Origin of the sequence: Stenotrophomonas sp. GD04054 (assembly GCF_029836955.1) — a bacterium.
GTDB lineage: Bacteria > Pseudomonadota > Gammaproteobacteria > Xanthomonadales > Xanthomonadaceae > Stenotrophomonas > Stenotrophomonas maltophilia_A.
The window spans coordinates 137,033-152,665 of the sequence record NZ_JAOECR010000004.1; the positions used below are offsets into that span (position 1 = coordinate 137,033).

The 15,633-nt window shown below is 67.8% G+C and carries 15 protein-coding genes; 9 read left to right on the forward strand and 6 right to left on the reverse strand.

Annotated elements, in window-relative coordinates:
• Positions 1-42: 42 nt before the first annotated feature.
• The 4 genes from N7573_RS04380 to N7573_RS04395 form a co-directional block, all read right to left on the reverse strand.
• The gene (locus tag N7573_RS04380; protein WP_189720200.1) at positions 43-513 is read right to left on the reverse strand and encodes a hypothetical protein; all 471 of its coding nucleotides are present in this window, start codon (positions 511-513) and stop codon (positions 43-45) included.
• Positions 510-1,061 carry an HdeD family acid-resistance protein gene (locus N7573_RS04385; RefSeq protein ID WP_006399985.1) on the reverse strand — a complete coding sequence of 184 codons (552 nt, stop codon included), beginning with the start codon at positions 1,059-1,061 and terminating at the stop codon, positions 510-512. The genes N7573_RS04380 and N7573_RS04385 overlap by 4 nt, the downstream gene beginning before the upstream one ends.
• Before the next feature lie 58 nt (positions 1,062-1,119).
• Positions 1,120-1,815: a ComF family protein gene (locus N7573_RS04390; RefSeq protein WP_279913204.1), complete on the reverse strand. Its 696-nt coding sequence runs from the start codon at positions 1,813-1,815 to the stop codon at positions 1,120-1,122.
• 84 nt (positions 1,816-1,899) lie between these two features.
• Positions 1,900-3,240: a chloride channel protein gene (locus N7573_RS04395; protein ID WP_279913203.1), complete on the reverse strand. Its 1,341-nt coding sequence runs from the start codon at positions 3,238-3,240 to the stop codon at positions 1,900-1,902.
• Positions 3,241-3,582: 342 nt separating this feature from the next.
• Here N7573_RS04395 and N7573_RS04400 point away from each other — a divergent pair, with 342 nt between their 5' ends.
• The 6 genes from N7573_RS04400 (at position 3,583) to bioC (ending at position 9,985) form a co-directional block, all read left to right on the forward strand.
• Positions 3,583-4,989, forward strand: a complete 1,407-nt coding sequence (locus N7573_RS04400; protein WP_012512398.1) for a hypothetical protein — start codon at positions 3,583-3,585, stop codon at positions 4,987-4,989.
• A gap of 158 nt (positions 4,990-5,147) precedes the next feature.
• Positions 5,148-6,191 carry a biotin synthase BioB gene (gene bioB, locus N7573_RS04405; protein ID WP_049412416.1) on the forward strand — a complete coding sequence of 348 codons (1,044 nt, stop codon included), beginning with the start codon at positions 5,148-5,150 and terminating at the stop codon, positions 6,189-6,191.
• Positions 6,192-6,258: 67 nt separating this feature from the next.
• A complete protein-coding gene (gene bioF, locus N7573_RS04410; protein ID WP_125895472.1) occupies positions 6,259-7,482 on the forward strand; it encodes an 8-amino-7-oxononanoate synthase in 1,224 nt (407 codons plus the stop codon).
• Positions 7,483-7,499: 17 nt separating this feature from the next.
• On the forward strand, positions 7,500-8,279 hold the full coding sequence (gene bioH / locus N7573_RS04415) for a pimeloyl-ACP methyl ester esterase BioH (RefSeq protein WP_182266877.1): 780 nt from the start codon (positions 7,500-7,502) through the stop codon (positions 8,277-8,279).
• Between the two features lie 29 nt (positions 8,280-8,308).
• Positions 8,309-9,088 carry an SDR family oxidoreductase gene (locus tag N7573_RS04420; protein WP_279913202.1) on the forward strand — a complete coding sequence of 260 codons (780 nt, stop codon included), beginning with the start codon at positions 8,309-8,311 and terminating at the stop codon, positions 9,086-9,088.
• A gap of 12 nt (positions 9,089-9,100) precedes the next feature.
• The gene (gene bioC / locus N7573_RS04425) at positions 9,101-9,985 is read left to right on the forward strand and encodes a malonyl-ACP O-methyltransferase BioC (RefSeq protein WP_164080493.1); all 885 of its coding nucleotides are present in this window, start codon (positions 9,101-9,103) and stop codon (positions 9,983-9,985) included.
• 256 nt (positions 9,986-10,241) lie between these two features.
• Here bioC and N7573_RS04430 read toward each other — a convergent pair whose 3' ends face one another.
• Both N7573_RS04430 and N7573_RS04435 read right to left on the reverse strand, forming a co-directional pair.
• Positions 10,242-10,886, reverse strand: a complete 645-nt coding sequence (locus N7573_RS04430) for a YdcF family protein (RefSeq protein ID WP_032127185.1) — start codon at positions 10,884-10,886, stop codon at positions 10,242-10,244.
• Positions 10,871-11,833 (reverse strand): pyridoxal-phosphate dependent enzyme, encoded by a 963-nt coding sequence (locus tag N7573_RS04435; protein ID WP_149908935.1) that lies wholly within the window; start codon positions 11,831-11,833, stop codon positions 10,871-10,873. Before N7573_RS04435 ends, N7573_RS04430 begins: the two co-directional genes overlap by 16 nt.
• Positions 11,834-11,992: 159 nt before the next feature.
• Here N7573_RS04435 and N7573_RS04440 point away from each other — a divergent pair, with 159 nt between their 5' ends.
• From N7573_RS04440 to N7573_RS04450, 3 genes are all read left to right on the forward strand, one after another.
• A complete protein-coding gene (locus N7573_RS04440) occupies positions 11,993-12,478 on the forward strand; it encodes a hypothetical protein (RefSeq protein ID WP_197615681.1) in 486 nt (161 codons plus the stop codon).
• A 548-nt stretch (positions 12,479-13,026) separates the two neighbouring features.
• On the forward strand, positions 13,027-14,916 hold the full coding sequence (mnmG, locus tag N7573_RS04445) for a tRNA uridine-5-carboxymethylaminomethyl(34) synthesis enzyme MnmG (RefSeq protein WP_049400865.1): 1,890 nt from the start codon (positions 13,027-13,029) through the stop codon (positions 14,914-14,916).
• 167 nt (positions 14,917-15,083) lie between these two features.
• A complete protein-coding gene (locus N7573_RS04450) occupies positions 15,084-15,614 on the forward strand; it encodes a gamma carbonic anhydrase family protein (protein ID WP_279912890.1) in 531 nt (176 codons plus the stop codon).
• Positions 15,615-15,633 lie beyond the last annotated feature (19 nt).

A 15,633-nucleotide genomic window follows, 5' to 3' on the forward strand; every position in this document is an offset into this window, starting at 1 on the left:
TGGGTCGACCTCCGCGCGCAGCGCGGGTTCATGGCGCGCCCGTCATTCGCCAGTGATGTGCTTCGCCAGCTCCCGCGCCTCGGCAACGCTGGACAACCCGCTCAGCATCATCGATTCGCCGAACGGCCCCTGCACCGTCGCCACCATCAGCACGCGGCCATCCACGCTGAGCGCTGCACGCTGGCCCACCAGGGCCGCGGTGCCATCGTGGATGCGCTGATGCGCCTCCGGCCGATAGCGGATCTGCAGGCCCGGCTGCTTGCCTTCATCCAGCACATAGCGCACATCGGCAATATCCGCGCTGCCGGCAATCGGCGGCTCGCGCAGGGCGAGGGTCTCGCCCTGCCACTGCGCCGGCGTGCCCTTGCCGGTTGCATCGACCGCGCTCAGGCGCACATCCACGCCGGGGCGTGGCGCATGATCCTTGCCTGCCAACGCACCGGGCGTAGCGCCCGGCATGCATCCGGTCAGGGTCAACGCCATGCCCAGCAACAGGGGAAGCGCAGTCCTCACTTCAGCTTCCGCAGCTTGAACGCCACCAGCACCTGCAACAGCCCGTACAGCAGGCTGCCGATGCCGATCCACAGCGTGGTCACCGCAACGCCCGCATACGGGTTGGCCGCAAACAGCAGGCCCAGCACCACCGCCAGCACGCCACTGAGGATCAGCAGCCACTCGCCTTGGATCTGCTTGCGCACGCGGATCGCGAACACGATGCGATAGATGCCGGCCACCAGCAGCCACGCTGCCAGGAACAGCACCAGCACGCTGGCGGTGGCCAGCGGATTGATCACCGCCAGGATGCCGAAACCCAGCGAGGCGATGGCATACAGCGCCAGCCAGCCACGCGAGGCACCGCTGCCGCCGCTGACCAGTGCGAACAGGCTGATGACACCTTCAACGATGGCCATCACACCCAGCGTCCATGCCAATGCCATGGCTGCAGACAGCGGCCAGCCGATGGCAACGATGCCGAAACCCAGTGCGACGAGCCCGTACAGCAGCAGGATCCACCAGCTGCGCCCAACCGCCGACAACAGGGGAGACAAGGGGGAATTCATGGCCACTCCTTCGATCCGGAACCGGGCTCATCCTAGCCCCTGGTGATGAAGAGGGCGATCACGGCGCCCGCGCGCAGACCCATACCCGCACCTCGTCCGCTCCCACCCACCGCAGCGTCTCCGCAACCTCCATCACCGTGCTGCCGGTGGTCATCACATCGTCCACCACTGTCAGTCGCGGCGGCACCGGACCACGTACATCGAACGCATCGAACAGGTTTTCCCTGCGCTGTTCGGCCGTACGCTCAGACTGCGGCGCGGTATGCCGCCGCCGGTACAGCCCCTGCCAGACCGGCATCGGCAGCAGGCGGCACAGTTCTGCGGCCTGGTTGTAGCCGCGCTGGCGCAGGCGGCGCCGGTGCAGCGGTACCGGCACCAGCGGTGGGCATGACCAGGGCGGCGGTGCGCGCTGCATCAACTGCGCGAGCAGGCGACCGGCGGCGAGATCCTGATGGAACTTGTAGCGCACCAGCAGCTGGTCGACCGGCGGCAGGTACAACAAGCTGGCATGGGCAGCGGCCTGCGGTGGCGCTTCCTCGCGGCAGCTGCCGCAGACGATCAGGGCGTTGTCGGGCAGCGGCAATGCGCAGCGCAGGCAGGCGCGGCCGGCCCACGGAAGTTCCGCATAGCACGCGGCGCACAGATCCAGCCCATCGTGGCCGGGGTCGTTGCAGACCAGGCAACGCAATGGCAGCAGAACTCGAAGCAGCGCGTGAGGGACAGTGCTTGCCGTGTGCAGGAAGTTGATGCGCATGCGCCAGCCTTCCATCGCTGCGTCAGCTTCACCATCAGCGGACCGCGTGCTGCAGTGTCAGCGCTATCTGTTACCGCGCGCCCTTCAGGGCGCGCGTTCGCGATCCCCGGCATCCGACGGCGCCACGGCGGGCATCATCAACACCTCCGCCAGCCCGCGATAGATCGGCACGCGGCACACCAACCCGGACACGCCGCGCGCGATCAGCACCGTGGCCAGGATCGGCAGCAGCAGATCACCACTGTCGGTCAGCTCCAGCGAGATCACCGCCGAGGTCAGTGGCGCCTGGGTGACGCCGGTCAGATAGGCGCACATGCCCAACAGCACGAACGCACGCGGATCCACACCCGGCATCAGCACCGCGAGGTTGTGCCCAAGGCCGGCACCGACCGCCAGCGCCGGCGAGAACAGGCCACCGGGGATGCCCGCCACGTAGGACGCCAGATTCGCCAGCAGCTTCATCAACCCGAACTCGTGGCCGACCATCGCCTGCCCCTGCACCAGGCTGCGCGCCTGCTCGTAGCCGGTGCCGAACGCGCCTTCACCGAACGTCAACGCCAGCGCCACCACCACCAGCCCACAGCCTGCAGCCAGCAGGACGGGATGCCGCTGCCGCAGCTGGCCCAGCCAACGCGGGTGGCCCGCCGCACTGGCCAGCACCGCGCGCGCGAACAATCCACCCAGCAACCCGGCCACTACACCGCACAGCAGGATCGCCAGCCAGCCCTGGCCGAGCGGCAGCCGCGCGCTCACATGACCGAAGTAGGTGTAGTTGCCCAGCAGTCCGAGCGATACCACGCCGCCGACGATCACCGCGGTCAGCAGGGTGCCTGAGAAACGATGTTCGAAGCGGCCGCTGAGCTCTTCGATGGCGAAGACGATACCCGCCAGCGGTGTGTTGAACGCCGCCGCAATGCCGGCAGCACCACCGGCCAGCAGGAAGTGCGAGAGCTCGCGCGGGTCCTTGAAGCCGAACCAGCGGCCGAACAGGTACATCAGGCTGGCGCCCACATGCACCGTCGGGCCCTCGCGCCCGACCGACGCGCCGCCCAGCAGCGACAACGAGGTCAGCAGCAGCTTGCCCGCCGAGACCGCAGGCGAAAGATTGACCTTCCGGAACGGCTCATCGGGCTTGTCCAACGCAGCGATGACCTGCGGAATACCGCTGCCCCGCGTGGGTTTCAGCACACCGGAAGTGAGCCAGGCCAGCAGCGCGAAGATGCCCGGCGTAAGCAGCAGGGCCCACCACGGCGAGTGCGAGGTGATGTGCTGGAACAGGTGAAACGCCGCGTCGCTGGCCTTGGCGAACAGGATGGCCACCAGTGCCACGGCCACGGCGCCGCCCCAGAGCGCGGCACGGCGGCGCCAGGCCTCGCTGAGAACCAGCGCGGTGATGCGGCCGCGGAGGCGATGGAGATCGGTCATGCGGGGCAGTCTGGACCCTGCGGAGGAAGGCGGACAGCGGGTACTGTGGCTGAAGGCCTTGCAGGATGCGGTGAATACGCTCACGCGCCGGGAACCGCATGCTTTGGCAGCAATGGCACGCCGTCCCACATGCGTGAAGGCCGGCCGATTCCTACCGGGTTCGTCCACCGCGCCTCGTGGAGGTAGCATTGCAGCCGCTGCCCTCTGGGGAGAGGGTGCAGCTCCGCCGGCAACGAAAGGCCGCCACCGCTCGTCATCGCGGTAGCGCTTGCCAGCACCTGCGTGCCGACATCTGCGTGAATTGCTTCGTTCTCGACATCCTCAATGACAATGGAGTGTGAGATGAATGCCTACGACCCGCTGGATCACATCATCCATCTTCGTGATGGCACGTTGCAGGAATCAGACCTTCGCCGGATTGTCGGTCGCGCGCTGCAGGCCAGGTCACCTTCCGGAATCGTCATCCATGTACATGGCGGCCGCGTTTCGCAGAAGCGTGGACGGCGCATCGCAGAAACCCTGCATGACCCCTATGTGCGGGCACAGGCCTACCCCTTGTTCTTCGTCTGGGAAACGGGTGACATCGAAGCTCCGTTGAACAACCTGGGCGAGATCCTGGGTGCAGTACTCGCCAAACTGCTCTTCAGGAAAGTCCAGGACAAGATCCTGGAAAAGCTCGGCGGTGAACAGGCATTCACGCCCGGCATGAAGATCCTCAACGCCGCGCCACCCGACGAGGAAAGCCTTTCGGCAGATCTCGCACAGGAGTTCGCTGAAGATCCCGAGGTGAACCAGGCCCTTGCCGAGGCCCGGGAGGATTACAGGGAGGCGACGCTGACGCCCGTAAACAAGATGCTGGCACATGAACCGCCAGCCGAACACGCGGCCATCGTCAACGAGCGCACGGCAATGGAACTGTTTGGCACTCCGTCACCCAACAAGGCCGTAGCATTGAACTGGATCGCGCTGGCCATCAAGGTGGCCAGACTGGTGATACGCGTATGGCAACGCCAGCACAGTGGCCGGGGGCGGCCAGGTGCCGTCTCCGCCGTGATCGTGGAAGAAGTACTGCGAGAGTTCTATCTCGATGACGTGGGGCGCATCGGCTGGTGGAATCCCATGAAGAAGGATGCACAGGATTCATTCGACGGCCCGGCATCGGGTGGCGTCAGATTCCTGCGCGAGCTGCACAGGCAGTTGCAGTCCGAAGCCTCTGTTCCCCGCATCACGCTCGTCGGCCACAGCGCCGGCAGCATCTTCCTGTGCGAGCTGTTGGACCAGGCAGCGCAGATCCTTCCGGATCTGACGTTCGACCTTATTCTCGAAGCGCCTGCGGTGACGTGTCGTCGGTTCGCGCATGCCATCTCGAAGCACGAGAACCGCATCGGGAGGTTCCGGCAATTGGCGATGAGGGATGCCGACGAAGCCAGCGAGCGTTCACTGTTCTTTCCCGGTTCGCTGCTCTACATCGTGTCCAACATCTTCGAAGATGCCGCCGATGAGCCTCTGCTCGGCATGGAACGCTTCTTCACCCGGGAGAGCGTCTATAGCAACTCTGCGGCGTGGGCAGACATCTCGGCCTGCCAGGCGTTCTTCGCCCGGAAAGGAGAAAGCGCGGTGAGCTGGTGGACCCTTGATGACCTCAATGCCGACCAGCGCGAAGGTTGGGGCCACGGCTACTTCGATGACGGTCCCTTCATCCTCGGCAAGGTGACCGCGTTGATCAGCGAAACACCGCACACGCCTTGATGCCGATCACTTTTCGCGCTCGACGACAGAAGCAACGCTCCGGGCGGGATCGCCCGGAGTGCAAACACTGTAAACCATGTGAACATAAATATTGTTGACAGCCTGCGCACGCCCACCCACACTGCCGCCCTCGCTCTACTCGTACCCAAGGTCCCGCCATGGCTGCTGCCATCCGCCACGACTGGCAACACGACGAACTGCAGGCGCTGTTCGATCTGCCGTTCCCCGAGCTGCTGTTCCGCGCCGCAGCGGTCCATCGCGAGCATTTCGACCCCTCGCAGGTGCAGGTCTCCACGTTGCTGTCGGTGAAGACCGGCGGCTGCCCGGAAGACTGCGCGTACTGCCCGCAGGCGCAGCGCTACAGCACCGGGGTGAACGCGCAGAAGCTGATGGAGACCGATGCGGTGCTGGCCAAGGCACGCCAGGCCAAGGCCGCCGGTGCGTCGCGCTTCTGCATGGGTGCCGCGTGGCGTTCGCCGAAGGACCGCGACATTCCGAAGGTGGCGGCAATGATCGCCGGGGTGAAGGCACTGGGCCTGGAGACCTGCGCCACGCTGGGCATGCTCAGTGGCGAACAGGCACGTGCGCTGAAGGACGCCGGCCTGGACTACTACAACCACAACCTCGACACCGCGCCGGACTACTACGATTCGATCATCCACACGCGCCAGTACCAGGACCGCCTGGACACGTTGGAGCACGTGCGCGATGCCGGCCTGAAGACCTGCTGCGGCGGCATCGTCGGCATGGGCGAGACGCGCGCGCAGCGCGTCGGCCTGCTGCTGGCGCTGGCCACGCTGCCGGCACATCCCGATTCGGTGCCGATCAACAAGCTGGTGCAGGTGGCGGGCACGCCGCTGCATGGCAGTGCCGAGCTGGATCCGTTCGAGTTCGTGCGCATGATCGCGGTGGCGCGCATCGCCATGCCGCGCTCGATGGTGCGGTTGTCCGCCGGGCGCGAGGCGATGAGCGACGAACTGCAGGCGCTGTGCTTCCTGGCCGGTGCCAATTCGATCTTCTATGGCGACAAGCTGCTGACCACGGGCAACCCGGAAAGCGAACGCGACCTGGCCTTGTTCGCACGCCTGGGCCTGCAACCGATGGCGGTGCAGGTAGATGCAGAGGGCCACGACCACGGCGGCACCGTGCACGCCGATATCAGTGCCGATACGCCCGGCTGTGGCTGCGCTCACGCGGCCTGAGACGGGCCGCAAGCAGGCGTCGCGGCAACGCGCTACCCTAGCCGCCCCGTCGTCGCATTCAGCCACCATGGCCCGCCCCGACCTGACTGCCCGCCTCCACGCCCAACGCGCCCTGCGCGATGCCCAAGGCCGTCGCCGCCCTCGACGCACGGTCAGCCGTCGTGATGGCGTGCGCCTGGAAGTGGACGGCCAGTGGCTGACCGGCTTCTGCAGCAATGATTACCTGGGCCTGGCCCAGCAGTTCAGCGTGGTCAATGCGCTGCAGGACGCCGCCGCGCGCGAAGGCGCTGGCGCCGGTGCCTCGCACCTGGTCTGCGGCCACCACGCCCTGCACGAAGCGCTGGAACGCGAAGTAGCCGAGTGGCTGGGCTATCCGCGTGCGCTGCTGTTCGGCAGTGGCTTCGCCGCCAACCTGGCGGTGCAGCAGGCATTGCTGAGCGAAGAGAACGATGTCTGCGTACAGGACAAGCTCAACCACGCCAGCCTGCTCGATGCGACGCGGTTGGCCGGTGCACGCCTGCGCCGCTATCCGCATCTGGATGCGGAAGGCGCGATGCGTCAACTCAAGCACGCGCCCGATGGCGCGGCGATGCTGGCCACCGATGGTGTCTTCAGCATGGATGGCGACATCGCACCGCTGCGCGCTTTGTCGCTTGTGGCACGCCTGCAGCAGGCGCTGTTCTACGTCGATGACGCGCACGGCGTGGGCGTGGTCGGTGATGGCCGTGGTGCCGTGGCCGCCGCCGGGCTGGGCGTGGACGACGTACCGCTGCAACTGGTCACGCTGGGCAAGGCACTGGGCGGTTCCGGTGCACTGGTGCTGGGCCGCGACGACCTGATCGAGCATCTGGCCGAAACCGCACGTCCCTACATCTACACCACCGCCGTGCCACCGGCGATGGCCGCTGCGGCGCTTGAAGCAGTGCGCCTGGCGCGTCGCGACCACTGGCGCCGCACCAAGCTGACCGACCTGATCGCGCTGTTCCGCAGCGAAGCGCGTCGCCATGGGCTGGACCTGATGGCTTCGGAAACGCCGATCCAGCCGCTGCTGTGCGGCGATGACCATACCGCCGTTGCGATGTCCACGACGCTGGAACAGGCCGGCTGGCTGGTCGGCGCAATCCGCCCACCGACGGTGCCGGAAGGCAAGGCACGCTTGCGCGTGACGCTGTCCGCGCTGCATACGCCGGAACAGGTGCGTGGCCTGGTGGAGGCCATCGCCAGCGCGCGCGATCGCGTGACCCTGGCCGTGCGTGAAGCCGCGCCACCGCCGCTGCCCGCTTTTGCCTGAGTTCCGTGTAGTTCCCCATGCATATTGAAGTGACCGGCCGTGGGCCGGACCTGGTACTGATCCACGGCTGGGCCCTGCAGGGCGGTGTGTTCGCACCACTGGTGCAGCGCCTGGCGGACCAGTTCACCCTGCACCTGGTAGACCTGCCCGGCCATGGCCACAGCCGCGAGGACACCACGCCGCTGCGCCTGCCGTTCGTGGTCAATGCCATTGCTGCGGCCACGCCGCCGGCGGTGTGGTGCGGCTGGTCGCTGGGCGGCCTTTTCGCGCTGCATGCTGCCGCGACGCTGCCAAAGGTGCGCGGGCTGGCGATGATCGCGGCCACGCCGCGCTTCGTGCGTGGCGAAGACTGGCCGCACGCGGTGGAACCGGCGGTGTTCGAACAGTTCGGGCGCGAGCTGGCCAGCGACTTCGGTGGCACCTTGGAGCGCTTCCTGGCGCTGGATGTGATGGGCTCGGCACACGCCCGCGAGGAGCTGCGCACGCTGCGCCAGCGCCTGGTCGAGCGCGGTGCGCCCACCGAACGCGCCCTGCTGGAAGGCCTGCGCCTGCTGGAAGGCACCGACCTGCGCGGCGCACTGCCGACGCTGGGTAAACCCAGCCTGTGGATCGCCGGCCAACGCGACCGGCTGGTGTCTCCGGCGGCGATGCAGGCCGCCGCGGCACTGGCCCCGGGCGGGCAGGCGCTGACCATCGCCCACGGCGGCCATGCGCCCTTCCTCGGCCATGCCGACGAGGTCGCCGCCGCCCTGCAACACTTCGTTGCCGGCCTGTCACCGGCCGATGGCGGACAATGAGCGCCTTCCTCATTCCGCGGGATTGACGCATGGATCTGGGTATCAATGGCCGCTGGGCACTGGTCTGCGGCGCAAGCAAGGGGCTGGGCCTGGGCTGCGCGCGTGCGCTGGTGCGTGAAGGCGTCAACGTGGTGATCGTGGCCCGCGGTGAAGCCGCCCTGCAGGCCGCCGCTGAAGAGCTGCGCGCGCTGGCCGGTGCCGCCGAGGTGCGCGCGGTCGCCGCCGACGTCACCACCGAAGCCGGCCGCGTCGCGGCGCTGGCCACATGCCCGCAGGTGGACATCCTGGTCAACAACGCCGGTGGACCGCCGCCCGGTGATTTCCGCAATTTCGAGCGTGACGACTGGATTGCCGCGCTGGACGCCAACATGCTGGCGCCGATCGCGCTGATCCGCGCCACCGTCGACGCGATGATCGAGCGCGGCTTCGGCCGCATCGTCAACATCACCTCGTCGGCGGTGAAAGCCCCGATCGATATCCTGGCGCTGTCCAACGGCGCGCGCAGTGGCCTGACCGGTTTCGTCGCCGGCCTGTCGCGCCGCACCGTGGCCCACAACGTCACCATCAACAACCTGCTGCCCGGCCAGTTCGACACCGACCGCCTGCGCGCCAACTTCGCCCACAGTGCGGGCAAGGACGGCGACGCCGGCGAAGTGGCCGAACGCCGCCGCCAGCAGATCCCCGCCGGCCGCTTCGGCACACCCGACGAATTCGGCGCCGCCTGCGCCTTCCTGTGCAGTGCACAGGCCGGTTACCTCACCGGGCAGAACCTACTGATCGACGGCGGCGCCTACCCCGGTACGTTCTAAGAGACTTTCGCAATGCCGTCCCACTTCGATGCCCGCCACGTCCGCCGCGCGTTCGCCCGTGCCGCCAACAGCTACGACGCCGCCGCCGCCCTGCAGCGCGAAGTGCAGTCGCGGCTGATCGAATCGCTGGACTACCTGGAGGCACGCAAGCCCGAGGTGGTGCTGGACATCGGTGCCGGTACCGGACACGCCAGCGCGCTGATGAAGAAGCGCTGGCCGAAGGCGCAGGTGATCGCGCTGGACGTGGCGCTGCCGATGCTGGACCAGGCCAAGCGCCAGGCCGGCTGGTGGAAGCCGTTCCAGCGCCTGTGCGGTGACGCCGCCGCGCTGCCGCTGGCCGACAACAGCGTGGACGTGATCTTCAGCAACCTGTGCCTGCAGTGGGTGGACGACCTGCCGGCGGTGTTCGCCGGGTTCCGCCGTGTGCTCAAGCCAGGTGGCCTGCTGGTGTGTTCCACCTTCGGCCCGGAAACCCTGATCGAACTCAACGAAGCATTCGCCGCTGCCGATGACCGCCCGCACGTGAGCCGCTTCGCGCAGATCGCCCAGTTCGGCGATGCGCTGATGATGGCCGGCTTCCGCGACCCGGTGCTGGACCGCGACCTGTTCACCCTGACCTACGACGACCTGCCGTCACTGATGCGCGAACTGCGCGCGATGGGCGCGACCAATGCCCGCGTCGACCGTCGCCACACGCTGACCGGGCGTGGCCGTTTCGCCGCTGCGGCAGCGGCATATGAGCCGATGCGGCGCGCCGACGGCAAGCTGCCCAGCAGCTGGGAAGTGATCTATGCGCACGCCTGGGCACCGGACCCGGGCGCACCGATCCGCGAAGGCGGGCATGACGTGGCCTCGGTGCCGGTGTCGGCAATTCCGATCCGGCGCAAGCAGAGCTGATCGTCCGGTAGTGCCGGCCACTGGCTGGCAACCTCACGATTCCATGGTGGGCATCTGCCGGCCAGCGGCCGGCACTACCGCATGCCACTCCGCACGCGAATCGCTCTGGTAGGTGCCAACCTTGGTTGGCACACCCCATCAGATCGCGGTGCCGCCAGCAGTGTGCCGACCAAGGTCGGCACCTACCAAAGGCGGGTATGGGCCGGCACGTGGACCGGGTAGCGCCGGGCCATGCCCGGCGAGCGCAGCGGCACCCTCAGGTATTGGCCGGCGAACTCAGCGGCGGGCGCACCAGGTCACGGTGGAAGAAATAGATTTCCTGCACCAGGAAGCGCCAGCTGGTGTGGAAGCTGCGGAAGCGCGTGCTGGGCGTGGACGAGGCCAGCGCATCGATGCCCAGCGCCTTGCTCAGGCGCAGCGCGCGCGCCATGTGCAGCGGATCGCTGACGATGATCACCCGGTGCAGGTCGCGCTGGTCCATCAGCCGCTTGGCTTCAACCAGGTTCTGCACGGTATTGCGCGAGGCGGTTTCGATCAGGATCGCATCGTCCGGCACGCCATGCTTCAGCGCATAACGCCGCGCCACCTGCGATTCGGAAAAACGCGCACCGGTGCCACCGTAGCCGCCGGTGAAGATCAGCAGCGGCGCGTACTGGGCCTCGTACAGGTCCAGCCCATGCCGGATACGCTCTTCGAACACCGGTGACGGTTTGGCGTCATAGGCGGCCGCACCCAGCACGATGATGGCGTCGGCCTTGGCGGCCTGGTCACGCTCGCCGACCCAGACGATCCAGGCAGTCACGCCCAGCAGCCAGATCACCAACAGGACAAACAGCCGCCACAGCCAGCCCAGCAGGCCGGTGCGAGGCCGCTGCCGGTCGCGGCTCACGGCGCGCCCCAGCGCAGCGCTGGCAGGTCGACGTTGCCGCCGGACAGCACCAGGCCCACGCGCAGTCCGGCGAAACGTTGCGGCTGCGCCAGCACCGCAGCCAGCACAGTGGCCGAGGACGGCTCGACCACCTGCTTGAGCACCTCCCACAGCAGGCGCATCGCGGCCATCGTCGCCGCGTCATCGACCACGATCACCTCGGCACCGGCCGCGCGCAGCAGTTCGAAATTGGGCGCGCCGATCAGGGTACGCAGGCCATCGCAGATCGTGTCCGGGGTGAACGCGTCCTGGCGCTCGCCAGCGGCCAGCGAGCGCGCGGTATCGTCGGCACCGGCCGGCTCGGCCAGCACCAGACGGGTCTGCGGGCTGGCGTGCTGCAGCGCCAGCGCAGTGCCGCTGGCGAGGCCGCCGCCGCCCACCGGTACCACCAGCACGTCGAACGGGCCGTCGCTGTGCAGCAGTTCCAGGGCGGCGGTGCCCTGCCCGGCCATCACCGCCGGATTCGTATAGGGATGCACCAGGGTCGCGCCGGTGTCGGCCTGCACCTTGGCGCAGGTGGCCTCACGATCGGCAATGGTCGGCGGGCAGTGCCAGAGCGTGGCGCCATGGCGCGCAATATTGGCCAGCTTGGCCGCCACCGCGCCTTCCGGCACCACCACATGGCAGGGAATGCCACGGGTGCGCGCGGCCAGCGCCAGCGCGGCGCCATGATTGCCGGAGGAGTGGGTGACCACGCCGGCACTGGCGGAATCAGACTCCAGCGACCACACCGCGTTGCAGGCACCGCGGAACTTGAACGCACCACCACGCTGCAGGTGCTCGGCCTTGAACGCCAGCTGTGCCCCGGCCAGCGCATCGAGCGTGTGCGAGCGCAGCACCGGGGTCACGCTGGCATGCGGGGCGATCCTCGCGGCAGCAAGCAGGACGTCGTCGGCGCGGGGCAACAGTGAATCGCTCATGACGCAAGATTAACGTATGCCCCCGCGCTGGCGACCGGGACACAGGTCATGCCAGCATGCAGCCCTACGCCTCCATTCATCCTGGCCGGCGGAATTAAGGGCCGATTCAACGCTGGCGCCCGAAGCTGACTGCACACCCGTCCTCTGGGGGGACCCACCATGAAAATGCGCCTGATGCTTGCCGGTGGCCTGTTGCTGGCCCTGACCGGCTGCACCACCTACGACTATGTCGGCGGCGGCCGCAGCGGCAGCTACTACCACGGTGCGCCGTCGGTGGAATACCGCTACCCGGCCGGCTATCCCTACAACTACGGCCCCTACTACGGTGGCTATGGCGGCTACTACGGCGGCTACGGCAACCCGTATTACTCGCGCCCGATCTACCGCCCGCCGCACAACCACCGCCCGCCGCCGCGTCCGGGCAATGGCGGCGAGCACCGTCCGCCGCCGCCGTCGCGACCGTCGTACAACGGGGGTTCGCCGTGGCGGAACATGGACTCCATGCGCCGCCCGCCGCAATCGAACGCCCAGCCGTCGGCGCCCCCGCCGCAGACCCGTCCGGCACCGGCACCGAGTGCGCCGAGGATGAACGGTTCCCCCTGGCGCAACATGGATCGTGCGACGCAGCGCACAGTTGAGCGCTGAACCGTCTTGCATTTCACACGGTCTAAGCCGCAATCTACGCGGACATTGACGGCCCGCGTCACAAAGTGACAAAAACGACACGGGCCGCCGCAAAAAGCTCTACGTCGATATCCGACAGGAACATCTGGATCCCCCCTGTTCCGGCCCTGTCGGATGTCGGCACCTCTGAAAACAGACGGCCCCGCAATGCGGGGCCGTTTGTTTTGTTGGGTCGCCAACCGGCGAGGGCCCCAGCGTCAGTAGCTCCACGCCATGCGTGGATGGCGCCTTCCCGACAGCCGCAAAAAAACAGGGCCGGACAGTCCCCCGACTGCCGGCCCTCTGCTCCCCCACCGTGCGCCTGTACCGGCCCCTGTTCCAATTCCGGTCACGGGCGCCTACGGCGCCAGCCACGGTGGGTGCTATTGGGTTATCTGCAAAAATCCTGCCAACTTTAGGGCTGATTTCGGCGCTGGCCGGCCGGCGGCGACGTCCCGGCCCCGAATGGCGCTAAAATCGCCACCCCGGCGCCGCCTCCGGCCGCGCCCGCCCCCAGCTGAACAGGCCCCATGAATCCGTCCTTCCATCGTTACGACGTCATCGTCATCGGCGGTGGCCACGCTGGCACCGAAGCCGCGCTGGCCGCGGCCCGCACCGGCGTGCGCACCCTGCTGCTGACCCACAACATCGAAACGGTGGGTGCGATGAGCTGCAACCCGGCCATCGGCGGCATCGGCAAGGGCCACCTGGTCAAGGAGATCGACGCGCTGGGCGGTGCGATGGCGCATGCCGCCGACCGCGCCGGCATCCAGTGGCGCACGCTCAATGCCTCCAAGGGCCCGGCCGTGCGTGCCACCCGCTGCCAGGCCGACCGCAACCTGTACCGCATGGCGATCCGCGCCATCGTCGAAGGCCAGGCCAATCTGACAGTGTTCCAGGCCGCCGTCGATGACCTGGTCATTGAAGGCGACGCCGTGCGCGGGGTCATCACCCAGACCGGGCTGCGCTTCGATGCCGAGGCCGTGGTGCTGACCGCCGGCACCTTCCTGGCCGGCAAGATCCATGTCGGCCCGACCCAGTACGCCGCCGGCCGCATGGGCGACCCGCCGGCCACCACGCTGGCCGCGCGGCTGCGCGAGCGCCCGTTCCAGGTGGACCGCCTGAAGACCGGCACGCCGCCGCGCATCGATGGCCGCTCGCTGGACTACAGCGTGATGGACGAGCAGCCCGGCGATTCGCCGCGGCCGGTGATGTCCTTCCTCGGCTCGGTGGACGAGCATCCGCAGCAGGTCAGCTGCTGGATCACCCACACCACCGAACAGACCCACCAGATCATCCGCGACGCGCTGCACCGTTCGCCGCTGTACAGCGGCCAGATCGAAGGCATCGGCCCGCGCTACTGCCCGTCCATCGAGGACAAGGTGGTGCGCTTCGCCGAGAAGGCCAGCCACCAGATCTTCGTCGAACCCGAAGGCCTGGGCATCGTCGAGATCTATCCCAACGGCATCTCCACCTCGCTGCCGTTCGACGTGCAGCTGGAGATGGTGCGCAGCATCCGTGGCTTCGAGAACGCACACATCACCCGCCCCGGCTACGCGATCGAGTACGACTTCTTCGACCCGCGCGGGCTGAAGGCCTCGCTGGAAACCAAGCTGGTCAACGGCCTGTTCTTCGCCGGCCAGATCAACGGCACCACCGGCTACGAAGAGGCCGCCGCGCAGGGCCTGCTGGCTGGCCTGAACGCCGCACGCCAGGTGCGCGGGCTGGACGGCTGGTGCCCGCGTCGCGACGAGGCCTACCTGGGCGTGCTGGTGGATGACCTGATCACCCACGGCACCAACGAGCCGTACCGCATGTTCACCAGCCGCGCCGAGTACCGCCTGCAGCTGCGCGAGGACAATGCCGACCAGCGCCTGACCCCGACCGGCCGCGAAATGGGCCTGGTGGATGATCGCCGCTGGAGCGCGTTCGAGACCAAGCAGGCCGCCGTCGCTGCCGAGCGCGCACGCCTGGGTGCGCTGTGGGCAACCCCGGCCAATGCACTGGGCCGCGAAGTGAACGAGACGCTGGGCGTGGCGGTCAGTCGCGAGACCAACGTGCTGGACCTGATCAAGCGCCCCGAGCTGGATTACGCCAAGCTGATGCAGGTGCCCTCGCTGGGCCCGGCGGTGGCTGATGGCAAGGTTGCCGAGCAGGTGGAGATCGGCGTGAAGTACGCCGGCTACCTGGACCGCCAGCGCGAGGAGATCGAGCGCCAGCAGCGGCACGAAGCCACGCCGATCGCTGAAGCCTTCGATTACGCGACGGTGCGCGGGCTGTCGGCCGAAGCGCTGCAGAAGCTGGAGCGCGTACGCCCGCAGACCATCGGCCAGGCACAGCGCATTCCGGGCATGACCCCGGCAGCGATCTCGCTGCTGCTGGTGCACCTGGAGCGCGCACGCCGGGGACGCGTGGCGTAACGCACCGCTTCGCTCGCCGGGCATGGCCCGGCGCTACCAGCTCTGGTAGGTGTCGACCTTGGTCGACACGGATGCATGAAGCATCCCGGCAGTTGCAGGTGTCGGCGGGGTCGCCATTGGCCGAGCGCGTATCATCGTCGTGAACGCCCTGATTTCCGGAGACTTCGATGAACCCGCTGCGCCCCTTCCGCGACAAGATGCCCGTCCTCGGCGAACGCGTGTACATCGATCCGGCCTGCACCATCATCGGCGACGTGGAGCTGGCCGATGACGTGTCGGTATGGCCGGGCACGGTCATCCGCGGCGACGTCAACCATGTGCGCATCGGTGCACGCACCAACGTGCAGGACGGCACCATCATCCACGTCAGCCACCACAGCCCGTACAACAAGGCCGGCTACCCGACCCTGATCGGCGAAGGCGTGACCGTTGGCCACGGCTGCATCATCCATGCCTGCACGATCGGCGATTACAGCCTGATCGGCATGGGCGCCTGCATCCTCGATGGCGCCCGCGTGGAGCGCCATGGCTTCGTCGGCGCCGGTGCGGTGATCGGCCCCGGCAAGGTGGTGGGCGAAGGCGAGCTGTGGGTCGGCAACCCTGCACGACAGGCACGCACGCTCAGTGACAGGGAGATCGAGGCGCTGCATTACTCGGCCGACCACTACGTGCGGCTGAAGGACGAATACCGGGGCTGAGCCCCCGACGCTGCCATGC

Coding starts and splice junctions, on each gene's coding strand:
- N7573_RS04400 (WP_012512398.1), top strand. CDS start 3,583: ATGAATGCCTACGACCCGCTGGATCACATCATCCATCTTCGTGATGGC.
- mnmG (WP_049400865.1), top strand. CDS start 13,027: ATGAATCCGTCCTTCCATCGTTACGACGTCATCGTCATCGGCGGTGGC.
- N7573_RS04440 (WP_197615681.1), top strand. CDS start 11,993: ATGAAAATGCGCCTGATGCTTGCCGGTGGCCTGTTGCTGGCCCTGACC.
- N7573_RS04435 (WP_149908935.1), bottom strand. CDS start 11,833: ATGAGCGATTCACTGTTGCCCCGCGCCGACGACGTCCTGCTTGCTGCC.
- bioB (WP_049412416.1), top strand. CDS start 5,148: ATGGCTGCTGCCATCCGCCACGACTGGCAACACGACGAACTGCAGGCG.
- N7573_RS04385 (WP_006399985.1), bottom strand. CDS start 1,061: ATGAATTCCCCCTTGTCTCCCCTGTTGTCGGCGGTTGGGCGCAGCTGG.
- N7573_RS04390 (WP_279913204.1), bottom strand. CDS start 1,815: ATGCGCATCAACTTCCTGCACACGGCAAGCACTGTCCCTCACGCGCTG.
- bioF (WP_125895472.1), top strand. CDS start 6,259: ATGGCCCGCCCCGACCTGACTGCCCGCCTCCACGCCCAACGCGCCCTG.
- N7573_RS04395 (WP_279913203.1), bottom strand. CDS start 3,240: ATGACCGATCTCCATCGCCTCCGCGGCCGCATCACCGCGCTGGTTCTC.
- bioH (WP_182266877.1), top strand. CDS start 7,500: ATGCATATTGAAGTGACCGGCCGTGGGCCGGACCTGGTACTGATCCAC.
- N7573_RS04420 (WP_279913202.1), top strand. CDS start 8,309: ATGGATCTGGGTATCAATGGCCGCTGGGCACTGGTCTGCGGCGCAAGC.
- N7573_RS04450 (WP_279912890.1), top strand. CDS start 15,084: ATGAACCCGCTGCGCCCCTTCCGCGACAAGATGCCCGTCCTCGGCGAA.
- bioC (WP_164080493.1), top strand. CDS start 9,101: ATGCCGTCCCACTTCGATGCCCGCCACGTCCGCCGCGCGTTCGCCCGT.